At 67.4% G+C, this 23,555-nt stretch carries 26 protein-coding genes and 2 pseudogenes; 18 read left to right on the forward strand and 10 right to left on the reverse strand.

Annotated elements, in window-relative coordinates; all coding sequences use genetic code 11:
- Positions 1-258 precede the first annotated feature (258 nt).
- The 9 genes from B116_RS0121305 (at position 259) to B116_RS0121345 (ending at position 10,175) form a co-directional block, all read left to right on the forward strand.
- Complete coding sequence (locus B116_RS0121305) at positions 259-1,728, forward strand: choice-of-anchor M domain-containing protein (RefSeq protein ID WP_188116060.1); 1,470 nt, start codon at positions 259-261, stop codon at positions 1,726-1,728.
- Between the two features lie 123 nt (positions 1,729-1,851).
- Positions 1,852-2,991 (forward strand): WxL protein peptidoglycan domain-containing protein, encoded by a 1,140-nt coding sequence (locus B116_RS0121310; RefSeq protein WP_027661250.1) that lies wholly within the window; start codon positions 1,852-1,854, stop codon positions 2,989-2,991.
- Positions 2,988-4,568, forward strand: coding sequence for a TIGR03773 family transporter-associated surface protein (locus B116_RS0121315; RefSeq protein WP_027661251.1), 1,581 nt, complete (start codon positions 2,988-2,990; stop codon positions 4,566-4,568). The genes B116_RS0121310 and B116_RS0121315 overlap by 4 nt, the downstream gene beginning before the upstream one ends.
- Positions 4,565-6,163 (forward strand): anchored repeat ABC transporter, substrate-binding protein, encoded by a 1,599-nt coding sequence (locus B116_RS0121320; RefSeq protein WP_027661252.1) that lies wholly within the window; start codon positions 4,565-4,567, stop codon positions 6,161-6,163. The genes B116_RS0121315 and B116_RS0121320 overlap by 4 nt, the downstream gene beginning before the upstream one ends.
- 53 nt (positions 6,164-6,216) lie before the next feature.
- Positions 6,217-7,140: a choice-of-anchor M domain-containing protein gene (locus B116_RS0121325; protein ID WP_188116066.1), complete on the forward strand. Its 924-nt coding sequence runs from the start codon at positions 6,217-6,219 to the stop codon at positions 7,138-7,140.
- Positions 7,137-7,880 (forward strand): anchored repeat-type ABC transporter ATP-binding subunit, encoded by a 744-nt coding sequence (locus B116_RS0121330; protein ID WP_027661254.1) that lies wholly within the window; start codon positions 7,137-7,139, stop codon positions 7,878-7,880. Before B116_RS0121325 ends, B116_RS0121330 begins: the two co-directional genes overlap by 4 nt.
- Positions 7,880-8,788 (forward strand): anchored repeat-type ABC transporter permease subunit, encoded by a 909-nt coding sequence (locus B116_RS25655; protein ID WP_050591904.1) that lies wholly within the window; start codon positions 7,880-7,882, stop codon positions 8,786-8,788. The genes B116_RS0121330 and B116_RS25655 overlap by 1 nt, the downstream gene beginning before the upstream one ends.
- Positions 8,789-8,886: 98 nt before the next feature.
- The gene (locus B116_RS0121340) at positions 8,887-9,534 is read left to right on the forward strand and encodes a choice-of-anchor M domain-containing protein (protein WP_027661255.1); all 648 of its coding nucleotides are present in this window, start codon (positions 8,887-8,889) and stop codon (positions 9,532-9,534) included.
- Positions 9,535-9,539: 5 nt separating this feature from the next.
- Positions 9,540-10,175 (forward strand): choice-of-anchor M domain-containing protein, encoded by a 636-nt coding sequence (locus tag B116_RS0121345; protein WP_397540860.1) that lies wholly within the window; start codon positions 9,540-9,542, stop codon positions 10,173-10,175.
- Positions 10,176-10,388: 213 nt separating this feature from the next.
- Here the strand turns inward: B116_RS0121345 and prfH are convergent, their stop codons facing one another.
- On the reverse strand, positions 10,389-10,997 hold the full coding sequence (gene prfH / locus B116_RS0121350; RefSeq protein WP_027661257.1) for a peptide chain release factor H: 609 nt from the start codon (positions 10,995-10,997) through the stop codon (positions 10,389-10,391).
- Positions 10,994-12,181 carry an RNA ligase RtcB family protein gene (locus tag B116_RS0121355; protein ID WP_027661258.1) on the reverse strand — a complete coding sequence of 396 codons (1,188 nt, stop codon included), beginning with the start codon at positions 12,179-12,181 and terminating at the stop codon, positions 10,994-10,996. Before B116_RS0121355 ends, prfH begins: the two co-directional genes overlap by 4 nt.
- Positions 12,182-12,387: 206 nt before the next feature.
- Here B116_RS0121355 and B116_RS0121360 point away from each other — a divergent pair, with 206 nt between their 5' ends.
- Both B116_RS0121360 and B116_RS28505 read left to right on the forward strand, forming a co-directional pair.
- Entirely contained in the window at positions 12,388-12,669 is a 282-nt protein-coding gene (locus tag B116_RS0121360; RefSeq protein ID WP_027661259.1) for a hypothetical protein, read from the forward strand.
- A 243-nt stretch (positions 12,670-12,912) separates the two neighbouring features.
- Complete coding sequence (locus B116_RS28505; RefSeq protein WP_018722513.1) at positions 12,913-13,095, forward strand: hypothetical protein; 183 nt, start codon at positions 12,913-12,915, stop codon at positions 13,093-13,095.
- Positions 13,096-13,306: 211 nt separating this feature from the next.
- On the opposite strand, the gene B116_RS25665 is transcribed toward B116_RS28505, so the two are convergent.
- Positions 13,307-13,576, reverse strand: a complete 270-nt coding sequence (locus B116_RS25665) for a hypothetical protein (RefSeq protein ID WP_223874645.1) — start codon at positions 13,574-13,576, stop codon at positions 13,307-13,309.
- 627 nt (positions 13,577-14,203) lie between these two features.
- Here B116_RS25665 and B116_RS0121380 point away from each other — a divergent pair.
- On the forward strand, positions 14,204-14,791 hold the full coding sequence (locus B116_RS0121380) for a hypothetical protein (RefSeq protein WP_027661260.1): 588 nt from the start codon (positions 14,204-14,206) through the stop codon (positions 14,789-14,791).
- Positions 14,792-14,947: 156 nt separating this feature from the next.
- Here the strand turns inward: B116_RS0121380 and B116_RS25670 are convergent.
- The 3 genes and pseudogenes from B116_RS25670 to B116_RS25675 all read right to left on the reverse strand — a co-directional run bounded on the left by B116_RS25670 (position 14,948) and on the right by B116_RS25675 (position 16,630).
- Positions 14,948-15,512: pseudogene (locus B116_RS25670) on the reverse strand (NADAR family protein).
- A gap of 67 nt (positions 15,513-15,579) precedes the next feature.
- Positions 15,580-15,780, reverse strand: a complete 201-nt coding sequence (locus tag B116_RS0121390) for a hypothetical protein (protein WP_223874646.1) — start codon at positions 15,778-15,780, stop codon at positions 15,580-15,582.
- 172 nt (positions 15,781-15,952) lie between these two features.
- Positions 15,953-16,630 (reverse strand): ABC transporter ATP-binding protein, encoded by a 678-nt coding sequence (locus B116_RS25675; RefSeq protein ID WP_223874647.1) that lies wholly within the window; start codon positions 16,628-16,630, stop codon positions 15,953-15,955.
- A 305-nt stretch (positions 16,631-16,935) separates the two neighbouring features.
- Between B116_RS25675 and B116_RS0121400 the strand changes: the two genes are divergently transcribed.
- Both B116_RS0121400 and B116_RS27055 read left to right on the forward strand, forming a co-directional pair.
- Entirely contained in the window at positions 16,936-18,060 is a 1,125-nt protein-coding gene (locus tag B116_RS0121400) for a serine hydrolase domain-containing protein (protein ID WP_027661262.1), read from the forward strand.
- Between the two features lie 20 nt (positions 18,061-18,080).
- Positions 18,081-18,635 (forward strand): GNAT family N-acetyltransferase, encoded by a 555-nt coding sequence (locus B116_RS27055; protein WP_155255778.1) that lies wholly within the window; start codon positions 18,081-18,083, stop codon positions 18,633-18,635.
- A 165-nt stretch (positions 18,636-18,800) separates the two neighbouring features.
- On the opposite strand, the pseudogene sph reads toward B116_RS27055, so the two are convergent.
- The 3 genes and pseudogenes from sph to B116_RS0121420 form a co-directional block, all read right to left on the reverse strand.
- Positions 18,801-19,646, reverse strand: a pseudogene (sph, locus tag B116_RS0121410) (sphingomyelin phosphodiesterase); the annotation flags it as partial.
- Complete coding sequence (locus B116_RS0121415) at positions 19,640-20,551, reverse strand: SDR family oxidoreductase (RefSeq protein ID WP_018723375.1); 912 nt, start codon at positions 20,549-20,551, stop codon at positions 19,640-19,642. The gene B116_RS0121415 and the pseudogene sph, both read right to left, overlap by 7 nt.
- Before the next feature lie 37 nt (positions 20,552-20,588).
- Positions 20,589-21,317 carry a DNA alkylation repair protein gene (locus B116_RS0121420; protein WP_027661265.1) on the reverse strand — a complete coding sequence of 243 codons (729 nt, stop codon included), beginning with the start codon at positions 21,315-21,317 and terminating at the stop codon, positions 20,589-20,591.
- A 227-nt stretch (positions 21,318-21,544) separates the two neighbouring features.
- On the opposite strand from B116_RS0121420, the gene B116_RS0121425 reads away from it, so the two are divergent.
- The 4 genes from B116_RS0121425 (at position 21,545) to B116_RS0121440 (ending at position 23,256) form a co-directional block, all read left to right on the forward strand.
- Positions 21,545-21,940, forward strand: a complete 396-nt coding sequence (locus tag B116_RS0121425; protein ID WP_027661266.1) for an ArsR/SmtB family transcription factor — start codon at positions 21,545-21,547, stop codon at positions 21,938-21,940.
- Positions 21,937-22,413: an SRPBCC family protein gene (locus B116_RS0121430; RefSeq protein WP_018723378.1), complete on the forward strand. Its 477-nt coding sequence runs from the start codon at positions 21,937-21,939 to the stop codon at positions 22,411-22,413. The genes B116_RS0121425 and B116_RS0121430 overlap by 4 nt, the downstream gene beginning before the upstream one ends.
- Before the next feature lie 82 nt (positions 22,414-22,495).
- Positions 22,496-22,909: a VOC family protein gene (locus tag B116_RS0121435; RefSeq protein WP_027661267.1), complete on the forward strand. Its 414-nt coding sequence runs from the start codon at positions 22,496-22,498 to the stop codon at positions 22,907-22,909.
- A gap of 56 nt (positions 22,910-22,965) precedes the next feature.
- Complete coding sequence (locus tag B116_RS0121440; protein WP_026321923.1) at positions 22,966-23,256, forward strand: DUF2277 domain-containing protein; 291 nt, start codon at positions 22,966-22,968, stop codon at positions 23,254-23,256.
- Positions 23,257-23,267: 11 nt separating this feature from the next.
- Here B116_RS0121440 and B116_RS27705 read toward each other — a convergent pair whose 3' ends face one another.
- Complete coding sequence (locus tag B116_RS27705) at positions 23,268-23,405, reverse strand: hypothetical protein (RefSeq protein ID WP_155255779.1); 138 nt, start codon at positions 23,403-23,405, stop codon at positions 23,268-23,270.
- Between the last annotated feature and the right edge of the window lie 150 nt (positions 23,406-23,555).

Below are 23,555 nucleotides of genomic sequence, written 5' to 3' on the forward strand. Positions count from 1 at the left end.
GGCAAGGTCAAGGGGGCGAGTAGGTCCTGCCCAGTGGCGGGGGCCGGGCACCGGGCGGGGCAGGTGTAGCTGGCGGTGCGTGGGGTCGCCGCCGTCCCTGTGTGGAACCGGTTGACCAACAATGCAATAATGAAAACCGTTGTCGTTACCGTTTTCGGCACGCTTCGCGGCGTGTGAGCCGAGGATCTGCTGGCCCGGCAGACCGACGGTGACATCACCACGTACCACCGCCCGGGCACGCGGTGTGAAAGGGGAGGTATGAATGCGACGGTGCGGGCTCGCGGCTTCGCGGCCCTACTAGCCGGGGCGGTGGCCGTTGGCCTGGTGACGGCGCCGGTCGCTGCGTCGGCGGCGGAGAAGGTGGTGCTGTCCAAGGGGCACGCCGACGCGATCGACGTGCGCTACAGCGACGGCGGGCTGTCGTTGAAGGTCAACGACGACACGGTCAGCCCAGCCGTGGTCCGGGATCCGGCGGACGTCACGTTCCAGGTCCTGCCGGAGGCGGCGATGGCCGTTCCGGACGATCCCCGGTTCGCCTTCCTCGGCCCGGCAGGTAGTCAGATCTGGCTGCTGCCGATGACCCAGGACCCGGATCTGCTCTGGCCGGGTTGGAACACCACGAGACTCGAGTCCGATGTGTTCGAGGACGACACGGTGCGACTGAGCCTGGTCGAGGTGCAGGGGCCGGGTAACGTCACGCTCTTCACCCAGGACTCGTTCGGCGGTCCGATTATCAAATTCCGTGGGGACGACGGGCTTCCGGACGCGATCGATGTGCCGGTGCACACTCATGCGCACTCGAACTGGGCGTTCAGCGCGCTGGGCGACTACACGCTGACGTTCCAGGTCGATGCGACGTTGATCAGTGGCACCATGATCAGTACCGGCCCGGTGGACTATTCGTTCCTCGTCGGCGAACTGCCCGGTGACGGCTCGGAGGTCAGCCTGTCGGTCAGCGGCATGGCCGATGAGTACCAGCCCAACGACACCGTCACGCTCAACGCGGTGCAGACGCCGCAGACCGAGCTGGATTCCTACCACTGGTTCAGCAGGTGTCCGGGGGCGACGGAGTGGACGGTCATCCCGGGCGAAGTAGGCGCCAGCTACTCGTTCACCGCGACCCGGGAGCTGAACGCCTGCGAGTACGTGGCCAAGCTCTACGACGAGGATGACGTGGTTTCGGCCGTCAGCGAGCCGGCTATTCTCTGGGTGGCGTTCGCGCCCGCCGAGCCGGGGAGCTCGCAGACGATCACCGCGTCTATCGACGAGACCCAGGGCTCCCTGGTCATCAGCGTTGACCCGGACGACCGGGCGGTGGTGCTGCCACCCGCCCAGCTCACCAGCGCCGGTGACCGGTGGGAGAGCAACGGTGAGCTTCGGCCGGTCACGGTGACCGACACGCGTGCCGGTCAGCCGGGCTGGAGCGCATCTGGGCAGATCCCGGACGACTTCGCCGGTCCCGACGGTGCCACCTTCAGCTCCGGCTACCTCGGCTGGACCCCCCGGGTCCTGGCCCAGGGTGATGGCCAGGGGGTCGTCGCCGGTCCCGAGGTGGCACCGTACGTCGTCGGCAGCGGCGGCGGCCTCGGCAGCAGTGCGGTTCTGGGCTCGGCACCGAACGAGGCCGGGCGGGGCACCGCCCAACTGGGCGCCGGGCTGCGGCTAAGCCTGCCCACTGAGACGGCCGCGGGAACCTACACCGCGACCCTCACCCTTACCGCGATCTAAGGGTGCCGGCCGGTCCGAGGGCCCGGCATTGACTCTCGGCCCCGGACAGCTGCGGGGTGGGCGGAGCGCTACCGCGCCCGCCCACCCCATCTCCTGCCCCACGGAACGGAAATCGTCGCCCCCATGCGTCTGCTCGCCGCCATCGCCACCGGCCTCTCCCTGCTTAGCGCCCTTAGCGCCGCCCCGGCCCCACCCACGCCGCCACCGGGCCGGTCGTCGGGCCCGTCGTCGGCTCCATCCGCCGTGACCTGGGGGGTGGCGCCATCGAGTCCGGACGGACCGAACGGCCGTCCGGCGTTCACCTACAAGCTCGACCCCGGCGCGACACTGACCGACTACGTTGCGGTCACCAACCACTCGACGCGTCCGCTTACCCTGAACCTCTACGCGAGCGACGCTTTCACCACCGAAAGCGGCGGCTTTGACCTGCTGGCCGGCGGTCAGCAACCCACTGATGTGGGTGCCTGGGTCCGCTTCACCCAACGCAGTGTGACGATCCCGTCAACGTCGCGACTGAATGTTCCGTTCACCCTTTCGGTGCCGGACAATGCCACACCAGGCGACCACGCCGGAGGTGTTGTCGCGTCACTCGCCACCACGGTGGCGGATGGCCAGGGCAACCAGGTCGCCGTCGACCACCGCGTCGGTGCCCGGATCTACCTGCGGGTCACCGGTGAGCTGAGACCCGCGTTGACTGTCGAGAACCTTCGGGTACGGCACACCGGGTCGCTCAACCCCCTGGCCGGTGGCACGCTCACCGCCACCGTCACCGTCCGCAACACCGGCAATGTCCGGCTCACCGGTCTACCCGCGCTCGAGGTGGCCGGCCCTCTCGACCTCGGCCGGCGTGCCGTGGAAGCGGCGGACCTGCCGGAGATCCTGCCGGGCGGTGAGGTGACCACCACCGTACGGATGACGGGTGTGCCGCCGCTCTTCCGGCTGACCACGAGGCTCACTGTCACCCCCGCCGCTGTCGGCGACCAGGTCCTGGACCCACCACCGCGGGGCGACACGGCGCGGGCCACCGTCTGGGCGGTGCCCTGGCTGCAACTGGCCCTACTGATCCCGATCGGACTCGCCGGGTGGCTGCTGGTCGTTGCCCGCCGCCGGCGGCTTCGAGCGATTGCGCAGGCGGTGGCCGCCGCCCGTGAGCAGGGCCGGATGGAGGCCAGCCGGACGACGCCGCAGGACGCTGCCAACAACGGTGCCGCTCAGGGACCGCACGAGACAACACCACCACGTCGCCCGGGGAGCGAGCAATGACGATGAAAAGCAGGTGTGCCGGCGCGGCCGGCCTTGCCCTGGCCGTCCTGGCCCTGGCCGTAGGGGCCGCGCCGGCCATCGCTGAAACGGCCACGATAGGCGCGACCGATGCGGACCTGGTCTCGGTGACGCTCGACGGTGACGCGATGTCACTGCGGATCCGAGACGCCGGCCAGGTGGCCCGCGACGTGCCGGGCTACGACCCGGCCGAGGTGGTGCTCGGCCCCGACGGGGGTTTGGCGGGCCGGGTTCCGGCCAAGTCAGCCCTCGCCTTCCTGGGGCCGGCGGGTCAGCCGGTGTGGTCGCTGTCCGCCGGCGACACCGGGTTCCCCGCCCTGGACACCACCGGCGTACCTCTGGGCGCTGTCACCGAGGACACGCTGACGCTGCGCCTGCGGTCGATCGAGGGGCCGGGCACCTTCACCGCCTACCGACTGTCGGGCCTCGAAGGGGCGACCGCGTTGTTCGGCAGCGGCACGAATCTGCCGCGGTCTCTGCGACTGTCAGCGGCTACGCGTACCGGTGGTGTGGTGTGGGCCTTCGACGCGGCCGGCGACTATCGGCTCACGTTGACCGTGTCGGCGGACCTGCGCTCCGGCAGGGCGGCCAGCGCTGAGGCGACGTATCGGATTCGCGTACCCGAGATCGTCCCGGCCGGGCAGGTGCTGCCGTCGGCTGCGCAGCCACCGCGGCCCGGCAGCCAGCCGGACATGGCGCTCGCCCCGACCGCCGCCGAAGTGAGGCCGACCGCGACACCGAAACCTCTCGCCGCGCCGATGGCACCGGCCGCCGCGAAGACGGGCACGACCACGGAGACGGGTGCCCGGCAGGTCATCGCCGACGGACACGTCGATATGGGACCGCAACTCTCCGGAGCCGACTGGACAATTCGGATCAGGGATGATCGCACCAGCCCGGCTGTCTGGCGAGAGACCGCCGACGTGGTGTTGTGGATCAAGGACAACGCGAAGATCACTGTACCCGCGGGTGCGGACTTTCTCGGCGCGCAGGGCGATTCGGTCTGGCTGCTGCCACAGTCCCAGCAGTCCGGCATCGTCTGGCCGGGCTGGAACACGCAGCACGAGTCGGTCGTCTCCGGTATCAAAGGCGACGTCACCTGGACGCTGAAGGGCGTGGACGGGCCCGGGCGGTTCGCACTCTTCCTGACCGGCTCGTTCGGTGAGGCCGACGTGCTGTTCGACTCCACGACGTCGTTCCCGCAGCAGCTGGCTGTCCCGCTGAACACGCATGCGCACGGCAACTGGGCTTTCACCAAGCCCGGCCTGTACCGCCTCGCGGTGCAGATGGGCGGCACCACGACCGCCGGCACGGCGGTTACCGACACGAAGACGCTCACCATCGCCGTCGGCGACAGCACCGACCCGAGCGGTGGCTTCGGATCGGGCAGCGGCTCCGGGGACGACGGACAGGACCAGGGCAGCACCGGCCCGCTGCCGCGTACGGGCGCGGGGTGGGTGTTGTTGGCCGGCGCGGTCGGCGTCGTCCTCGTTGTCGCCGGGGCGTTGCTGGTGCTGCTCGCCCGTCGCCGTGCTGGCGCCAACCAGGAGGGCTCGTGATTCCGGCGCCCCGGTCCTGGTTGCGGCGGGCGATCCTGCCACTACTGATTGTGGGGCTGGTCGCCGGGTGCCGGTCGGAGGTGGCGTTGAGCGCGAACGACGAGCGCCTGCAGGTCATCACGACCACCGGAATCCTGCGCGACCTGGTGCACAACGTCGGCGGTGACCGGGTAGCAGTCAGTTCGCTGGTGCGCGACGGTGCCGATCCGCACAGCTATGAGCCGTCGCTGCGCGACATCCGGGACGTGGTCTACGCCGACGTCGCCTTCAGTAACTATTTGCTACTCGAAGAGCAGTCCGTTATCAAGGCGCTGGACGCCAACCTGCGCGCGGGGGTGCCGAACATCTCGCTGGCAGAGGGAGCGGTGAAGTACGCCGCAGAGATCATCCCGCTGGTCGAGGACGTGTCGCTGGACACCCTCTGGTTGGGCATGCGGGTACGTGGGACCGGTGCGGTGCATGGTGCGAACCGCGCCTCGGACGTGTTGCTCAGCGCGACATCGGCCGACGGTCCGGGTGGTGTGGTCGCCTACCTCACCGAGTCGTTCGGCAACCCGTCGGTCTACATCGACTCCACCGACGGGTTCGATCCGGCCAATGGCTTCCGTGCCGACACCGCCGTGCTCCCACCCGACGCGCACACGCACATGAGCTGGGCATTTACCAAACCCGGTGTTTACCGGCTGAGCATGCGGGCGACGCTGTCCGTTGACCCGCAGGCACCATCGGTTCCCATGGGCGAGCAGGTGTTCACGTTCGCCGTCGGGGTGGATCCGTACTCGGTGCCGGGCATGCCCGAGGCGACGGTCCTGAATGCCGGCCACGCTGATCTCACCGTTGACCTTGACCAGCAACGGCTCTACCTGTTCGCCGACCCGGAGGGCAGCGGGGAGGCCGAACAGCGGATCTACGATCCGGCCCGCACGGTCATCGAGGTGCCGGGTAAGGCGTTGTTGGAGGTGCCCGGCGATCGCCGGCTCCGGTTCCTCGGCCGACCCGGTAGTCGGGTGTACCAGCTTCCGCAGGCGGTACTCGGCAAACACGTGCACGGGGAGATCGATCCGCACCTATGGCAGAACGTGCGAAACGCGATCTCCTACACCGAACTCATCCGCGACACCCTCATCGAGGCCGATCCCCGAGGTGCGGCGGCCTATCGGTCGCACGCCTCGGCCTACATCCACAGATTGGAGCAGCTTGACACGTACGTGCGGAACACGATCGCCGAGATTCCGCCGTCGCGACGGCACCTGATCACCACTCATGATGCCTTCGGCTACCTCGGCCAGGCGTACGGGGTGAACATCTCCGGTTTCGTCGCCCCGAACCCAGCCGTCGAACCGAGCCTTGCCGACCGGCGCCGTCTTACCGAGACGATCCGCAACCTGAAGATCCCGGCGGTGTTCCTGGAGCCGAACCTGGCAGCCCGGTCTACCACCCTCAACGAGGTGGCCCGTGAGGAAGGGCTCCGGGTGTGTGCGATCTACGGCGACACCTTCGACCGCGACATCACCAACTACGTGCAAATGATGCGGTTCAACGCCGAATCGCTGCGTGACTGCCTGACCACCACCAACCAGGGGAGGCCTCAGTGACATCCGGATGGGTGCGACGCCGCACCCGCGTACGCGGACTGCTCCCACGCTGCATGCTCGCGGTGCTGATCGTGCTGACGACGATGCCGGCTGCCGCGGCGGCGCAGGAGCCCACCCCGGGGCTCAGCCAGTCGATCGCCGCCGACCAGCCGCTCACCACCGGTCGGGCGGAACTCGGCGCCGGACACATCGACCTCGGCCCCCATTACGTCGATGACCAGTGGACACTGATGATTCACGACGGTACACCGGCGCAGCCGGTGTGGCGTGACCCCGACGAGACGGTGTTGCGGGTGTCCGACGCGGCACTGCAGACCGTCCCGGAGGATCCGGCGTACGAGTTTCTTGGCGTTGACGCCGGTGCACAGGTGTACGTGGTGCCGCAGGTCCAGAACCCCGATGTCGTCTGGCTCGGCTGGAACACCCAGGATCCCCGGGTGATGCAGAGCATCGACCGTGGCGTCACCCTCTCCTTGCTTGGCGTGGACGGCCCCGGAACCCTCACGACGTACCTGCAATCGGGGAACTTCGCGGCCCCCGAGCCGCTGTGGCGCTCCGTGGAGCCGAAGGCACAGCCGTTCTGGGCCGAGGTCAACACCCACACCCACGCCAACTGGGTCTTCACCGCACCAGGCGTCTACCTGATCGCGGTGCAGGTCTCCGCCGACCTGATCAGCGGTGAGACAGTGTCGGCAACCCGCATGTTGCGCTTCGCGGTGGGCGACGGCACCAGCGTGGACGAGGCGTATACCGCCACCGCCGACCTCCCCGGATCGGCGGAACAGACCTCGCCGGTCAGTGACCGCGCTGAGGCCGGCAAGCCAGCCGCCGAGTCCATGACTCTGCTCCTGCCGGCGATGGTGACGCTGGCGGTCCTGCTCGCCACCGGCCTGGTGCTTCTGCTGCTGCGGGGACGCCGGGCCAAGCGGCAGGCTGAGCGAGAAGGCGGGACCTCGCTGTCCGGGGGCGACCGTTGAACGAGCTCGAGGTTGATCAGCTGGAGGTGGATCTCGGTGGCCGACCGGTCTTGCGGGACATCAACCTCCGCCTGGACCGGGGTGAGCTGGTCGGGCTCCTTGGCCCGAACGGCGCTGGCAAGACCACCTTGCTGCGCGCGATCCTGGCGCTGACCAGTATCCGCTCCGGCCGGGTGCTGGTGGGGGGCAAGCCGTCGCGCCCCGGCCGCTGCGAGATCGGGTACGTCCCCCAGCGCCACGAGTTCACCTGGGACTTTCCCATCTCCGTCGAGCAAGCCGTGTTGAGTGGCCGGACGGGCCGAATGGGGCTGTTCCGCCGCCCCGGCGTCGCCGACTGGCGGGCGGTCGGCGCCGCGCTGGACCGGGTACAGCTCACCGAGCTGCGTCGCCGACCGGTCGGTGAGTTGTCCGGTGGGCAACGTCAACGCGTCCTGGTCGCTCGCGCGCTGGCTCTCGCGCCACGGATCCTTCTGCTTGACGAGCCGTTCACCGGGCTGGACATGCCCACCCAGGAACTACTGGGTGACTTGTTCATGAGTCTGGCCGGTGCGGAGCACGCGGTACTGATGACCACCCATGACCTCGTGGCCGCAGTGGATACCTGTAGCCGTCTGGTCCTGCTCAACGGCCGGATCATCGCCGATGGACACCCGGCGGACCTGCAGGACGCCGCGCTGTGGACGACAACTTTCGGCGTGAGTGACAACTCCCCGCTACTGAAGCTCGTGAAGGCGATCTGATGTCGATCACCGACTTCCTCACCGACCTGTTCAACCCCAACCTCGCGTTCCTACCGAAGGCCTTGGCGATCGCGGTCATGTCGAGCATCGTATGCGGCGTTGTGGGCTGCTATGTGGTCCTGCGGGGCATGGCCTTCATCGGCGACGCCGTGGCTCACGCGGTCTTCCCGGGGATCGCGGTCGCCTTCGTCCTGCAGGGCAGTTTGGTCCTGGGCGGAGCAGTCGCCGGGGTCGCCACCGCACTGCTGATCGCGATCTTTTCGCAGAATCGACGGGTCAAGGAGGATTCGATCATCGGTGTCTTCCTCGTTGGCGCGTTCGCCCTCGGCATTGTGATCATTTCACAGGCCCCGGGGTACGCCGGGTCCCTGCAGCAGTTCCTGTTCGGCTCGATCACCGGCATTCCCGACCGGGACGTCTATGTCGTCGGCGGCGCCGGCTTGGTCATCCTCGGCCTGGTGCTCGCTCTGCACAAGGAGTTTGTCGCGGTCTGCCTCGACCGGGAGATGTCGCGCTCGATGGGGCTTCCGGTCTTCTGGCTCGACATTGTGCTCTACGTTTTGGTCACCCTCGCCGTGGTGATCTCTTTGCAGACGATCGGAAACATTCTCGTCCTCGCTTTGCTGATCACTCCTGCGGCGGCGGCTCGTCTGCTCACCGACCGACTCGGCGTGATGATGCTGCTTGCCCCGGTGATCGGCGGCTCGGCAGCGGTCATTGGTCTGTATCTGTCGTGGAGCTACGACACGCCGGTGGGCGGAACCATCGTGCTGATTGCCACGGCCGTCTTTCTCGCTGCGTGGTTGCTCGCACCTCGGCACGGTCTGCTGGCCAAACGATGGCGGCGGGTGGGGGCGGCCCGGCCTCCTCGTCGGCACCGTCAGCGGCTTCCCGGTAGATCACCGTGACCGACCCCACCCGATGGTCGCCTCCCGTCAGCCTGAGAAAATGACTATCATTTCCAATAATCACGGTCCAAGGGGGACCGCGGGGAAGGAGTTCTTTCGTGCTTAAGCCCATCCGCCTGCTGCTCGCCTCCGGGGCGGTGACCGCAGCGCTGCTTACGGCAACGCAACCAGCACAGGCATCACTGGTGAGGTTCAGCTCCGGGCACATCGACCTGGTCGACATCGCCTACGAGGCCGGCGAGCTGGAGCTCGGTGTCCACGACGAGGACAACGACGTCGAATACGCCACCGACGAGGTAAAGATCGTCGTCAAGCAGCAGGCCGAGGTGACGGTCCCGAACGACCCCGCCTTCGACTTCCTCGGCACCCCCGGCGTGTCGACGGTGTGGATCCTGCCCCAGATCCAGGACACCGATCTCGTATGGCCTGGCGTCGCCACCGAAGAGGTCGAGGCCGGCCTCTTCACCGACGACGAGCTCACCCTCGCGATGCAGTCGGTCAGCGGGCCCGGGGAACTCGCCCTCTACGTTGAAAACGCGGTCGGACAGCCCAACGTTCTCGTCGACAGCGGTGACGGTCTGCCCGACACCATCGCCCTGAACGCTGGCGACCACCAGCACTACAACTGGGCCTTCGACCGCGCCGGCACCTACTGCGTCACCTTCAGCGCCACCGGCACCCTCGCCGACACCGGGGAGCAGATCAGCAGCGAGGCGGTCACCCTGCGCGTCGTGGTTCAGGGGTGAGCACCATGCACCTCCGTCGCCGAATTCTCACCGGCCTCGCCCTCACCGCCGCGCTGCTCGCCGGCACCACCACTCCCGCTGCCGCAACGCCGGTCGTGATCTCCAGCGGGCACGTTGACGTCCTCGACGTCGACTACGCCGGCGGCGCACTGACCGTCAACCTGCTCGACGACGACTCGGTGGAGCGCGACCCCGCCGATGTCATCCTGCGCGTCCCCAACACCGCCAAGGTCACCGTGCCCAGCGGTAGTAAGTGGTCCTTCCTCGGCACCGACAACCAAGCGTGGGTGCTACCGCAGGCCAGCAGCTCTGAGCTGCTGTGGGCCGGCTGGAACACTGAAGAGGTGCCCAGTGGCGTGTTCCAGAACAACCGGGTCACTTTCAGGCTCACCAATGCCACCGGGCCGGCCGGCTTCAGTGCCTACACCGTCTTCGGCGGCACCCCGACGGTGCTCTTCGACAGCGGTGACGGGCTCCCCGACAGCCTGAATGTCAACTACAACACCCACGCCCATGTCAACTGGGGCTTCGACGCCGCCGGAACCTACGACGTCACCTTCGAGGTCACTGGCGTGCTTGCCGCCAACGGCACTACCATCAGCTCCGGTGCCAAGACCTGGACCTTCGAAGTGCTTCCCTGATGCCCTTCCCCGAAGGAGCCAATCCAGACGCCCGCGAAATACGGGGAATCTGTAGCGGCTGAACTGGCCGGCGCGAGACCGCCACCACCTGGGCCTCGCGCCGGCCACTGCGTTCCAGTGAGACCGTCTGGCCCGACGGGGCAAAGAACTGAGAACCGAGAGAGCGGTCTGCCCGTACTGCTCGGCGTGGACCGGCCGAGGCCGGAAGCACGGTCAGGGCCGTTCGATCCGCACCGGATCGCCGCGGACCAGCTCGTCGTGGGTACGCCTTCGGGTGGCGACCAGCGCCCGCCCGGCCGCCTCGTCACCGGCCGTGAGCCGTTGCCGTAGCAACCGCAGCGCGATGCTGCGGTTGAGGCTGAACTGTCGCTCGGTGTCGACCACGACGACGGTGCCGGTCGGGCGGTGTGTGGCCCGCACCGCGGTGCTGGCCTTGTTGCGGTGCTGGCCGCCCGGCCCACCCGTGCGTACGGCAAGCACCTCCACGTCCGCCTCGGTGAACGGGGTGACCGGGGCGTCTACCTCGCATCGTCGGGCTGCGACGTACCAGTTCTTTCTGCCCTGACCGGAGCGGTAGGGGCTGGGCGCCTGCCAGCACAACGTCCCGGTCCAGCCGTCGGCGAATGCCTCCACCTCGGCGCCGGTGAGTCGGAGTAGCACGGACCGGTAGGTGCTGGGGCGGTCGCCGACGACGCTGTCCAGCCGTGCCACGTCCACGTCGTTGCGGGCGGCGTCGGCCTCCAGCCGGCGCAGCAGCCGGGCCAGCGCCCACGCGCACTCCTGGGGCCCCCGACCAGCCGACAGCAGCAGGTACAGGCTCATCGCTGCCCCCGCCGCCGGCGCTCGGCTCGTCGGTCGCCGCGCGGGGTGACCCCCACGTCCGGGGTCTTGTAGGTGACCAGTGGAACCGTGGTCGTCACCGGGGTGGCGAGCCCGTGGGTGACCAGGTCGCCGACCACTTGCTCGATCCGCTTGTACGCGGTCGGCGCCTCCTCGAAGAGCAGTTGCCGGTCGCCGCAGACCACCAGCGAGCCCAGCGGGGTACGGCGCAGCTCCTTGACCGTGTGCTTGGCCCGGCCCCGGCGCAGCGCGTCCGCCCGGGACATCTTGCGGCCCGCCCCGTGCGCCACCGAATGGTTGGCCTGGGCGCCCGCGTGCGCGGCCACCAGGTACGACGGGGTTCCGCGGGTACCGGCGACGAGCACGTCCCGGCCGTCGCCCGGTGCCGCGCCCTTACGGTGCAGGTAGTGTCCGTCGCGTACCTCGACCAGGTTGTGGCATTGGTCCACGATCGGCGTCGTCGGCTCGGCACCCAGCGCGATCGCGGCCCGGGCGGCCAGCAGCCGCCGGTTCAGCGAGCCCCAGCGCACCGCGTCGTCGTGTCGCGCCAGGTACGCGGCCGGGTTCTCGGCGGGCCCGGCGCCGCGCTGTTCGGTGTGCGCACGCAGAATCCGCTCGCCGAGGCCGCGTGACCCGCTGTGGACGACGAGGACCGTGTCGCCGGCGGTGAGCCGGAGCCGCGCGGCGTGGCCCGGGTCGAGGACCTCGCCGACGCGGGCCAGCTCGACGAAGTGGTTGCCCCGCCCGACGGTACCGAGACCATCGAGGTGGCCGGCGGGGATGTCACCGTCCAGCACGGACCAGGCTGGGTCGTCGGCGTCTCGGTCCGGGTCGAGCGGGCGGTCCAGGTCGGGAAAGCGGGCGGCGAGCCGTTCCGGTACGACCCGCTTCAGCGCGATCGGGAAGACGGCGATGCCACAGCCGATGTCCGAGCCGACCAGGTGGGGGTAGAGCACGGTCGAGGCCATCGCGGCGCCGATCGGGGCGCCCTTGCCGGGGTGCAGGTCCGGCATTCCGGCGACATGAACCATCCCATCCAGGGCTGCGACCTGGTGGCACTGGTCGACGGCGTCGGACTCGACCCAGCTGGTCGGGGAGGTGAAAACGGTAACGGTGGCAGGGGTGGGTGCCGGCCGGGACTCCGGCCGGAAAGGTAGAGCAGACAAGGACGCTCACTTCTCGTCAGGGCTGGGTGGACGGCCGCCGATCGCAATGGCGTGGCGACGAAGGTGCTGCCCTCACAACGACATGCCGCCAAGCGTCCCGGAGTTCACTGTCGCCGACAACCGACTTTCCACATGTCTAGGTGCAGTCTGTCGGCCCTGCCTGCGGGCCTTGACGCTGAGAGCCGCGGTAAGTTAGAAAGCCCGGCATGGGCTGGGCCTGGGTCCGCACCGCGACCGTGATCGTCGTGGCGGTCGTGCTGGTGCCGCTGCTGACGCTGCACGCCTACCTGCTCCTCTGGTTCTACCCGGATCTGACTCACCACCTCCGGCCGGCGCTGTGGCTTGTGATCTTCGCGTTGACCGTGGCGGGGGCGGGATGCCTGGTGGTCGGCGGGTTCCGTCGGCACCGGTCCGCGTGGTGGTGGGTCTGGCCGCCGGCGGCGGCACTGTGTGTCGCGGCAAGTTGGCCGTTCGTCGCTCGTCTCTAGATTGGACGTTCGGCTGAGCTGACGCTCGGTGATCACTTGATGGCCTCGCCGCCAACCACGAAGGCGGGGGCGACATGCCGGAAGCGTTGGCGTGTGGTGGTGGCGGCTCTGGCGTTGATGACGGGTGGCCGACCCTGATGGTGACCGCGCCATCGGCGGCCGCGGCGCCGCCGGCCGGCGGGATGACCGGCGCCCAGCTCACCACCGCGTTCGACCAGTACGGGAACACCAGCGGACGGTGGAGTGGGGCAGACAGCACGGTTCATCGCCCAGTGGAATCACGAAGAGTACGGGCACGTGGCCTGGGTGGCCGGCATCGACGGCTCGTACATCAGCATCGAGGAGTACAACTACACAACCGCCAATTCGTACTCACGGCGACGCATCAGCGCAAGCAGCGTGGATAACTATCTCGCACTGCTGTGAGAGCGGGGGACCCGCTGGGCGAGTAGGTCGGCTTCTAGCTGAAGAGGTGTTGCCGGCACAGCGACCCGCAGTCTTGATCTTGTTGTCGGCGGCGCAGATCGTCAGGATAGCGAGGGCTGCCAGGGTAAGAGTGGTGTGCGGCGGCACCAGGAGTCCCCATGTCGGGCTTGGTGCTCGTCCAGGCCGACACCTGAGTCGTCAGCCCGGCGACTCAGGCCTGTGTCCCGAGGGCCAATCGCCGTTGTCTCTTCAAGCTGCCCCGCATCAGCCAGGTGACCGGCGCGGCCGGCAGCGCCTTGCGTTCCTCGGGGCGGGCGGCCGATGCCAGCCAGTGTGGCATGAAGCCGAGAGTCCACTTCGGTGCGGTCCGCGTCATCTTCCGCTCGGAGATTTTCCACTCCCGGTCACCGAGTACGGGCTTTAGTCGTCCCGCAAGCTCTCGCTCCTCGTCGGCGGTGTGTGCCAGCAACGCCTGGCGCACTACGGATCTTTGTTTCTTGCTGTTCGGGATACGGGCAGTGTGTTTCGCTGCGGAAAATGCGGTGGGGCAGGGTAACTCGACAAGGATCTCGTAGAGCCGCGAAGCGCGCGCCCTGGTCGTGGGCCGCCCAGGTGCCGCCCGGAGTTGGGCATTCTATTTTCCTAGGATGCTCTACGGGGTATGAGATGCGCGGGTGGTGCGACGCAGGCGTGCCATGCTGCCGTTTCTCACCCGGCTACAACAGCTGGTTGGTGACGACCACCTCATCTGTGACGTCGCGGTCACGACTGTGCGGTCTATGCCGATTTGGGGTGTGGTCGGGGGCACGGTGGCGGCGGAATCCCGGCCGCCGTCGGGGCGTTACACCACGCGTACGACCGAGCAGGCGCCCCGCCGATGGCGGATGCCAGCCGGGTCAGCCCCCGGGAATGACGGTGGGCGGCCGGTCGTTACATCTGGACCCGGCGCCGTATGTGTGTGCCTCTCTGGTGAGGGCCGCGGTCGCCGACCCCCTTCTTCTCTTCTTGTTCTTTTGAGCGCCGGACGGTGCTTGCACCCCTTTGCCGCCCGAACCCCCCTTCGGGCGTGCGTGTGATGGGTGTCGACCCCCGAATGGAGCATCCCCTGATGAACACGATTCTGCGTCGTAGTGTGCTTGGTGTTGCTGGTCTGGCCCTGTCCACCGGTGTCGTCGCCGGCCCCCTGGCTACCCTCACCGACACCACCCCTACCCCCGCCTCGGCCGCTGCCGTGGTGCAGGCCGAGAAGCCGGACATGGACACCCTGATCCCGCACGGCACCCAAGGTGAGCAGTCCCGCATCGACCTGGGCGACGAGCAGACCGGCAACGTCAAGGCCATCATCGAGGCCACCAAGAACGCCGACATGGACCAGCGCGCCGCCGTCGTGGCNATCGCTACCAGCCTGCAGGAGTCGAAGCTGGAGAACCTGGGACACCTGGGTGACCGCAACGANCACGACTCGCAGGGCCTGTTCCAGCAGCGCCCGTCGTCCGGTTGGGGCACGGTGGAGCAGATCACCGACCCCGCCTACTCCACCACCGCGTTCCTGGAGGGTTTGAAGCAGGTCGAGGGCTGGCAGGACATGCCGTTGACCGAAGCCGCGCAGACGGTGCAGGTGTCGGCGTACCCGTTCCACTACGCCCAGTGGGAGACCCAGGCCGCCGACCTCGTCGCCGAGCACTGGACCAGCTGACCCCACCCACACCACCAGGCACAAACAAACCCCCACCCACAGACCTAACCCGTACAAGGGGGAGAAAGACTGTTGGCCGGCACCCGAACCAGGGTGCCGGCCAACAGCCGCGTCAGGGCGTTTCGTTCCCTGCGGTGGTTGCCGGGGCGCCGGGGCTCATCCGGTGGCGAGCTTCGCGCGGGTGCTCATCAGACCCGAGGAGGTTGCGACCGCGCCATCGGGCGGGATCAGCCGCACGCGGGTCCGTGGCGGATAGGCCAATGCCCCAGACCCGATCTACCGGGCTGGCTTCCACCAGGACCCGCTTCTTTGTGCGCGAGAGGTACTGCCCGAGTCCAGGGTGCTGGCTGAATTTGGCCACGTTGCCGGCGACGACCAGGTCGAAGCAGTGCGCATCCCAGGTGGCCTGGTCGAAATTACGGACCTGCCGGCCCAGGGCCTTGACCGCGCCCGGATGCGACGCTGTAAGCATCTGCGTGACAATCTTCTCGTCGCCAAACAGGCGAGCTTTCCCGATCATCATGTAGTGCTCAGCCGTGACGTATCGAATTCCATCAACGATGAAGGGAGCCGGCCACCACTGGCTCAGGCATCCCGCGCCGATGCTGCCATCTGGTTGGGGTTGATGCCCCCAGAAGAACAGGTACTTTACCTGCCCGCCGGCATCGGCGATCTCCTGCAGTTCGGGCAGGCTAAGCGGCGGTGAAGCAATCTCCGGCATATCCAGCAGGCTGCCAGAACCGGCCACTAACGCGCTATTGATTTGGCTGCCAGGAGTAGCCGGCCGTTCAGTCTTTGGACGGGTGCCAGGTGCGTACGGCGCGTGCGGCTGTGGTGCCGCAGAGCAGGGTGAGAGCAGCGGCGATAGCGGCGATGCCGAGGTAGAGGCGGGTGCGGGCATCGTATGTGGTGAGCACACCGAGGGACCGGATCTGGCTGAGGACGATTCCGGTGGCGGCCAGGATGCCGGCGAGGGCGAGGATGGTCACGCCGGCTACGCCGAAGGAGAGCACCCAGTTGAAGACGGAGGAAGGTCCACGCGGTCAGCAAGGTCACTGCGGCAGCTACGGCCAGGGAGCAACGATGCGTCACGGCACCAGCGCCGGCCCGTCGCCCCGCGCGATGAGCGGCAGCGAGCAGCACGAATGCACGGTTCACGAGCTACCCGCCGACATCGCGGTGAGGCGACCCCCGTCGAGAGCAAGCTGCTGATCCGCGCGCGGCGACCCGGTCGTTGTGCGTGACGACGATCAGCGCGCAGCCGTACCGTCGCGGTAGGTCGAACAGGAGATCACTGACGACCTGCCCCGAGGCGCTGTCGAGAGACCCGGTCGGCTCGTCCGCAAGGATGACACCGGGCCGCGTGATCAACGCACGCGCCACTGCAACCCGTTGGCGCTCACCGCCGGACAAGGTAGCGGTCGCGGCGTCGGCAAGCTCTCCAACGCCGAGATCATGCAGCAGTGTCTTCCCCCGCTCGTAGCTCGCCCTCCGCGGTGCGGAATCCAACAGCGCCGGCAGGGTCACGTTCTCCAACGGTGTCAACTTGGGCAGAAGCTCACCGAACTGATACACCAAGCCGACCGACCGTAGCCGCAACGCCGAACGCGTCCTCGGCGACAAACTTGTCAGTTCTTGACCATTGATCCAGACGCGACCGTCAGCCAGTGGCAGGATCCCCGCGAGACACAGTATTAGCGTCGTCTTTCCCGTACCGCTGGGCCCGGTCACTGCCAACGACGTCTGCGAGGGTACATCGAACGAAACGTCAGCGAAAATCTCGCGTTCGGCTACCGCATAGCACAAAGCTTCGGCCCGCACCGTAGAGGCGTTCCTCATTGTTCCTCCCGGGACGTGGCGATGTGGGCCAGCGTAGGTACTGAGCCAAATGTGCGGCGAACAGAGCACCCGGTGGCGGGGATACCGAACTGCATCGCTCCGATGGCCATCATCGGAGTGGAGGCGAGATCCTAGTTGCAGGCGCCACCTAGGATCGCAATATGTCTATCATTCCTCGGGCGTTGAAGATCGCGGTTGCCAGTGTGACGCTGGCAGCTGCGGCCTTTGTGGTGCCCACATCTGCTGCCGCGTTACCAACTACGCCCGTCGGCGGAAGCTCCGCCGGCGGGCTGGATCGGGTCGAGTTGCGCACCGCACTCGCCACGGTGCCCGAAGCTGGCGTTCCGGGTGCGCTGGCGGCCGTGCGCGACGGCCGACACGACTGGCGCGGCAGTGCCGGCCAGGCGTTCCTGACCAGCCCCCGACCGATGCAGCCGCAGCTGCGGCACCGCATCGGCAGCATCACCAAGACGTTCGTCGCCACCACTGTGCTGCAGCTTGTTGACGAGGGCCGGCTGGGCCTCGACGACCCGATCGGGGAGCTGCTGCCGGAGCTCGTGCCGGGTGACCGTGGCGCCGAAGTCACCGTCAGGATGCTGTTGAACCACACCAGCGGCATCGGCAACTACACCAACGCGATGCTCGACTCGTGGGCGGCGATCAACCAGATGCAGGTCACGACGTACGCACCAGCCGACCTGGTTGCGACGGGCCTGGCCATGCCGCCGACCAACGCGCCCGGGGCGGAGTTCAGCTACTCGAACACGAACTACATCCTGGCCGGCTTACTGATCGAGTCGATCACTGGTAACCCGGCGGCGGCAGAGGTGCAGCGGCGTATTCTGCGGCCACTGAAGCTCACCGGGACCTCATTCCCTGGCACTGATCCGACTATTCGTGGCCCACACAGTGGTGCCTACTTCGCTCCGTTCGGGGTTCGTGACCTCAGCGAGTTCAACATGAGCTGGGGTTGGACGGCGGGCGAGATGATTGGGACCACGGCGGACCTGAACACGTTCTTCCGGGCGCTGCTCGGCGGTGATCTGCTCAGCCCGGCCATGCTCGATGAGATGCTCGCCGGGGTGCCGATGCTGCCGGGACTACCGGAAGCTGGAAGCTACGGTCTCGGTATCCTCTCGATTCCTACCCCGTGCGGTGAATTCTTCGGCCATGACGGTCTGGTGATCGGTCACATGATGTTCTCGTTGCACAGCCGCGATGGCGGTCGCCAGGTATCCGCCGGGATCAACCTCAGCCACTACCAGGTCGGCCTGCCCGATGCGCATCCGATCGACATCGCCTGGCAGTCGTTCCTGCTGACGGCGATGTGCCCGACCGGCGAGACGAGTGGCCGCTCGGCAGCGGACGTGCTGCAACTCCCCAGCGTGACCCGGATGCCGGGCAATGACGCCGTGGTCGCGGGGCCCTGATAGCGAGCTAGGCTTGGTCGATGACAGGCGGCCCTGCCGCTGGGAGAGCGAGGAGGACGTCCCTGATTCGGGCGGCAAGACAATCGGAGCTCGGCGACCTGGCTCGGCTTGAGGTCCACGCTGGCCAGCTCTTTCATTCGGTTGGCATGTCAGAAATCGCTGGTCATGAGGTGGACCAGCAGGCCTTGAGGCGCAGTCAGCGGCAGGGGCTGATCTGGGTTGCCGAGGAAGGCGATCGGACGGTCGGCTACGTCATGGCGGCGGTGCTGGACGGCAACGCCCACATCGAGCAGGTGTCGGTAGCGCCCACGCACGCTCGGCGCGGGATCGGTCGGCGGCTCATCGCACACGTCGAGGACTGGGGGAGGCGTAACGGTCGTCCAGCGACGACCCTGACCACCTTCCGCGATGTGCCCTGGAACGGCCCCTACTACCGCAGGCTCGGGTACCGGGAGCTACCCAACACGGAGATTGGACGCGAGCTGACCGCCGCAATGCGACACGAAGCCGCGCTGCCGGGCCTGGACTCTTCGCTCCGGTGCGCGATGATCAAAGCTAACGGGGGCGGGCTTTGACCTGGCCGACCAGCGCTTGCCGCTGAGTCCAAGCGAGCAGGGGTGAGGGAGCACACGCCGGCGGTACGGCTGGGGCTGGGTGGGCGCATCCGCCGCTGCCCAGCCCCAGCACTGGAGGGCAGCTGGCTGCCCGAGGTCGTACGCGTCAGATGTCGGCCGTGACCGGTAGTGGTCGGCGTAGTCGGTGTAGCAGTAGCGGACGAACCAGCTCGTCACGCACCACTTTGGTGCCTCAACGGCTAACGTCTCATTGTCGCCCGAGCCATTCCGGGCGTGGCCGTTGCGTTGCAGAATGTAGTCGAGCTGTTGGCGGCTACTCTGGCCGTCGTTGTAGCCGGCCATGTCGTTGCGCTGAGCATCCCACGAGTATTGATGGCCGGTGAACGTGGCATCGCTGACGTCGAGCCGGGTCAACATGCTGTCGTACTCGGTGGAGTAGCGGTCAACGTTGAAGTCACCGGCGATGATGACCTGTTCGTCCGCCGGGATCTGGCGGCTGTCCAGGAAGGCGTCGAGCTCGTCGAACTGGGCTGCCCCTACCTGGGCCCCGGTGCCATCAGAGCAGCCGGTGTCGGCCGCCTGCGCATGAGTGCCCACCACGTGTACGGGAGTGTTGTTGACGTCGAACTGCGCGTAGACGAAGCCTTTGTTGGAGAACCAGTCCGCCCCGCAGCCGTCCGCGTAGACGTACTGGATCGTTTCCTGGATGGGCCACCGGCTCAGGATGGTGACTCCGCCATCCTCCGGGGTTGCGCTGGAGTATGAGCCCAAAGTGGCGTCCCAGCCGGACCTGGACCGGCCTAGAACCGGGGTTTGGTGAGGATACTGCGTAGCCAGCTGATCTTTGAGCCGGTCGGATGCCTCGTTGTCGAACATTTCTTGCAGAAGGACAACATCCTGGCCGGCGATGTAGTCGGCCTCAGCGATCAGGTGGGACCGCGTGATCTGCCCCCAGTTTGGGAAGAGTGACTGGGGCAGGAACATGACGTTGTGGGTCAGGACCTTCAGCGGTACCCGGTCGGGTCGGCGGGCTTGCCGACGTCCTGCACCTCGACCAGGTATCGCCAGGCGTCGGGCTGGCTCCCGTCCAGGTCGGTGAAGCCATAGATCTTTGCCAGCTCCCCGCTGGAGAGGGACTTGCCGTGCCAACGGGACACGTCCGGATCCTGTGCCAGGGCCGCCACGGCGCGGCCAACGTAGGCCGGGCTTTCGGAGATCGCGAAGTGGGGCTCGACCGTGAGCGCGTCGCGCCAGTTCTGCTCGGTCACACCGAAGCTGTCCAGCATGTCCTCAGACCGCAACCATCCGGGAGTGAGCAGCACCGATGTCGTGTTCTGTGACCGGAGTTCATGCGCCAGTGCGAACGCCATTCGGCTCACGGCGCCCTTGGCGAGATCGTAGAAAAACGAGTTGCGGTAGGTGGTCGCGTTGTACTCGTCCGTCCCATCGGTCATCTCGACAACCAGCCCACCCGGGTTTTGGATGAGCAGGGGCAGCGCGAAGTGACTGGTGATGGCGTGGGTTTCCACAGCGAGACGGAGCGTGTGTAGCCCGGCGGTCAGGTCTGACTCCCAGACCGTCTTGTTCCACTCCACCTGGGAGGTGCCCCAGATGTCATTGACGAGTACGTGGAGAGCGCCCTGCTCGGATTCGATCCGCGCGATCAGCTCACGTACCTCGTCGGGGACAAGGTGGTCGACCTGCACCGCGATGCCGACCCCACCAGCGGCGCTGACCAACTCGGCAGTGTCCTCAATGGTCTCCGGCCGGTTCATCTCCGACCGTTGGGCTCGGGTCGACCTGCCGGTCACGTAGACCGTAGCCCCAGCCGCTCCGAGCTGGATGGCGGTTCCTCGGCCGGCACCCCGGGTCCCTCCGGCGACGAGCGCCACCTTGCCGGTCAACAGCTTGGTCATGCGCCGTACCCTAGTTGCGCGGAGTGGGGAGTGTCGCCTAGCGAGCCGCGGCTCCCTGCTTGGCTTTCTTTCGGCCAAGGTAGTGGATCCGCTGCTCCTGGTCGAGGTGTTCGATGGCTGGGCGCAGTAGCGTCCGGGGCATGGTGGCCGCGTGCCGGTCGAGGAATTCGAGCAGCCGTGCCCGGTCCTGGTCTCCGGCGCTGCGCAGCAGCCAGCCGGTGGCCTTGTGGATCAGGTCATGCGGATCGGCGACGAACATCTCGGCGATCCGGAACGTGTCGTCGAGGTCGCCGGCGCGTACGAACGCCATGGTGCTGACGATCGCGGTTCGTCGCTGCCACGGGTCGTCGGAGCGTGCCAACTCGTACAGCACGTCGCGGGACTTGTCGACCAGATGCGCCCCGACCACGTTCGCGGCACCGAGGTCGACCAGGTCCCAGTTGTCGATCCGGTCGTGCCGGCGCAGGTAGAGGTCGTACAGCTCCACGCGTCGCGCGTCGGTGGTCTTCTTCCGTGTGGCCTGTTTGGACATGATGCTGACTGCGCCGGCGCGTACCTCGTGGATCGGGCTGTCGAGTAGGGTTTCGATCTCGCCGGGTGCCAGGTCGATGAATTCTTTGGCCAGCGCGAAGACCTGACCCATTCGGACGCCCAGGAATGTGTCGCCCTCGGCGTGCCTGAAGTAGCGCTGAATCTTGCGGAGCTCCTCATCCGACTGGTGTGTCCCCAACTTCTCGACGAACTGCTCGGCGCTGACATCCGTCATGGGTGGCCCCTCCGATCGATAGGCGATCGTACCGATCCCGGAGCCACCCAGGGCCGATCGACCGGGCGTGTCCCGAGTAGCCGGACCCCCGTACACCTGCAGGAACGGGCGCGCTGGCTGGGCGGCCGTTCGGCTCGCGTCGCCTCGCCGGAGCGCCCTCCACCTGCGAAGACATGCCCGGGGCCGAGCTTGACAGGGCAACAGTCAAAGGATATAACCAACTCGTTATGAAACAAGCTGGTTATGCATACGATGAGCCCGAGCGCCTCGACGCCACCTTCGCGGCCTTGGCAGACCCGACCCGGCGAGCGATCCTCGCTCGGCTCGCGCAGGGAGACGCGACCGTGAAGGAGATCGCCGCCCCGTTCCCGGTGAGTCAACCGGCGATCTCTCGGCACCTGAAGGTGTTGGAGAACGCGGGGCTGATTTCTCGCGGACGTGTCGCCCAACGCCGGCCGTGTCACCTCGAGGGGCGCCAGCTCCGGTTGGTCGTGGACTGGCTGGAGAACTACCGCAGCTACTGGGCGGAGGCGTACGGGCATTTGGACGAACTGCTCGACGAACTTCAAGCCGGTGCCGCTGTCCGCCAGTCGAGTGCCGGCCGGGAGGGGCAAGGGACATGACGGCGAAGACCCTGCGGGTGACCACACCAGCGCCGACCGACATCGTCCTGACCCGGGTGTTCAACGCGCCACGTCACCTCGTGTTCGACACGTTGACCAAGCCGGAACTGCTCAAGCGGTGGTTCGGCGCGCGCGGTTGGCGCCTGGTCGAATGCGAGGTCGAGCTACGGGTCGGTGGTAGCTGGCGCTTCGTCTCGGTGGGGCCTGCTGGCCTGAGAATGGGCCAGGGTGGGGTGTACCGCGAGGTCCAGGCGCCGGACCGACTCGTCTACACCGAGTCCTACGACGACCAATGGGTGCCGGGCGAGTCCCTCGTCACCGCCGTACTCACGGAGCGCGCCGGGTTAACCACGCTGAAGACCACCCTGCGCTACTCATCGCAGGAGGTGCGCGACCTCGTGCTGGCCACTCCGATGGAGCGGGGCGTGGGGGAGAGCTACGACCGGCTCGACGAGGTGCTTGCGTCACGGTGATGTGGGCCCGCGGAGGCCACCAAGAATGTGTCGGCGGCCGGAGAGCGTGTCCGTCAAGCAAGGGGTAGCGGGAGCGGGATATATGAACTGGACTCTGGAAGTTGTGCTGGTGCCGGTCGCGGACGTGGACCGCACCAAGGATTTCTTCACCGAGAAGCTGGGCTTCCACCTGGATTTTGATTCTCGTGGTGACGGCGAGTTCGGTCCGGTGCAGCTGACCCCACCCGGCTCCGGGTGCTCGATCATCATCGGAAAGGGCATCAGTGAGATGGAGCCGGGATCGCTGAAGGGGGTGCAGTTCGTGGTCGCGGACGTACGGAAGGCCCGTCAACAGTTGGTGGAGCGGGGGGTCGGGGTTAGCGAGGTCCGAGTGGCCGGGCCGGAGGGCTTTCGCCCGGCTCGGGACGGCGACAGCCTGGACAATGTCGGCTTCATCGTTTTCGACGATCCGGATGGCAACAACTGGACAGTGCAACAGATTTCATCTCGGGGATAGCGCGGCGTGGGGCGTGGGCGGTTCAAGTTGGGGCTTGGGGCTGGCATCGTGGAGCCATGTGTCGGAACATTCGCGTGCTCCATAACTTTGAACCGCCCGCCACCGACGATGAGATCGAGGCCGCCGCGGTCCAGTACGTACGCAAGGTCAGTGGTGCGACCAGACCGTCTGCGGCCAACGAGGAGGCGTTCAACGAAGCCGTTCGGGCTGTCGCCGCGGCCACCCAGACCCTCCTGGGCGACCTGGTGACCAAGGCGCCGCCCCGGGATCGGGCAGTGGAGGCCGCGAAGGCCAAGGCGCGTGCCGCCGAGCGGTACGGGGATCGCGCAGCGGCGGGGCGGGGCTGACCGGGCCACGGTCAGGTCCGGGCGTCACCGATCTGTTCGGCGGAGAGCCGGTCGAGGATCGGTAGGAGTTGCGCCTCCTCGTAGTCGAGATACGCCTCGGCCGGCCGGCCGGCGACCGGCTTCAGCGCCACAACGGGTGACGGAAGCATAGGCAAATATTTCTGTCTCAGCCAAAGCTATCGGCTCTGTCGGGCTGTTGGCTCGGTCGACCACGTGGCCGTTGCGGACGTTCGCCGAGGAGGGAGCGGGCAGCAGGCAGCGGCCCAAACGGCAGGATCCGCTGATCGAATGAGGCGCCT

The organism is Salinispora fenicalii (assembly GCF_000514815.1).
GTDB lineage: Bacteria > Actinomycetota > Actinomycetes > Mycobacteriales > Micromonosporaceae > Micromonospora > Micromonospora fenicalii.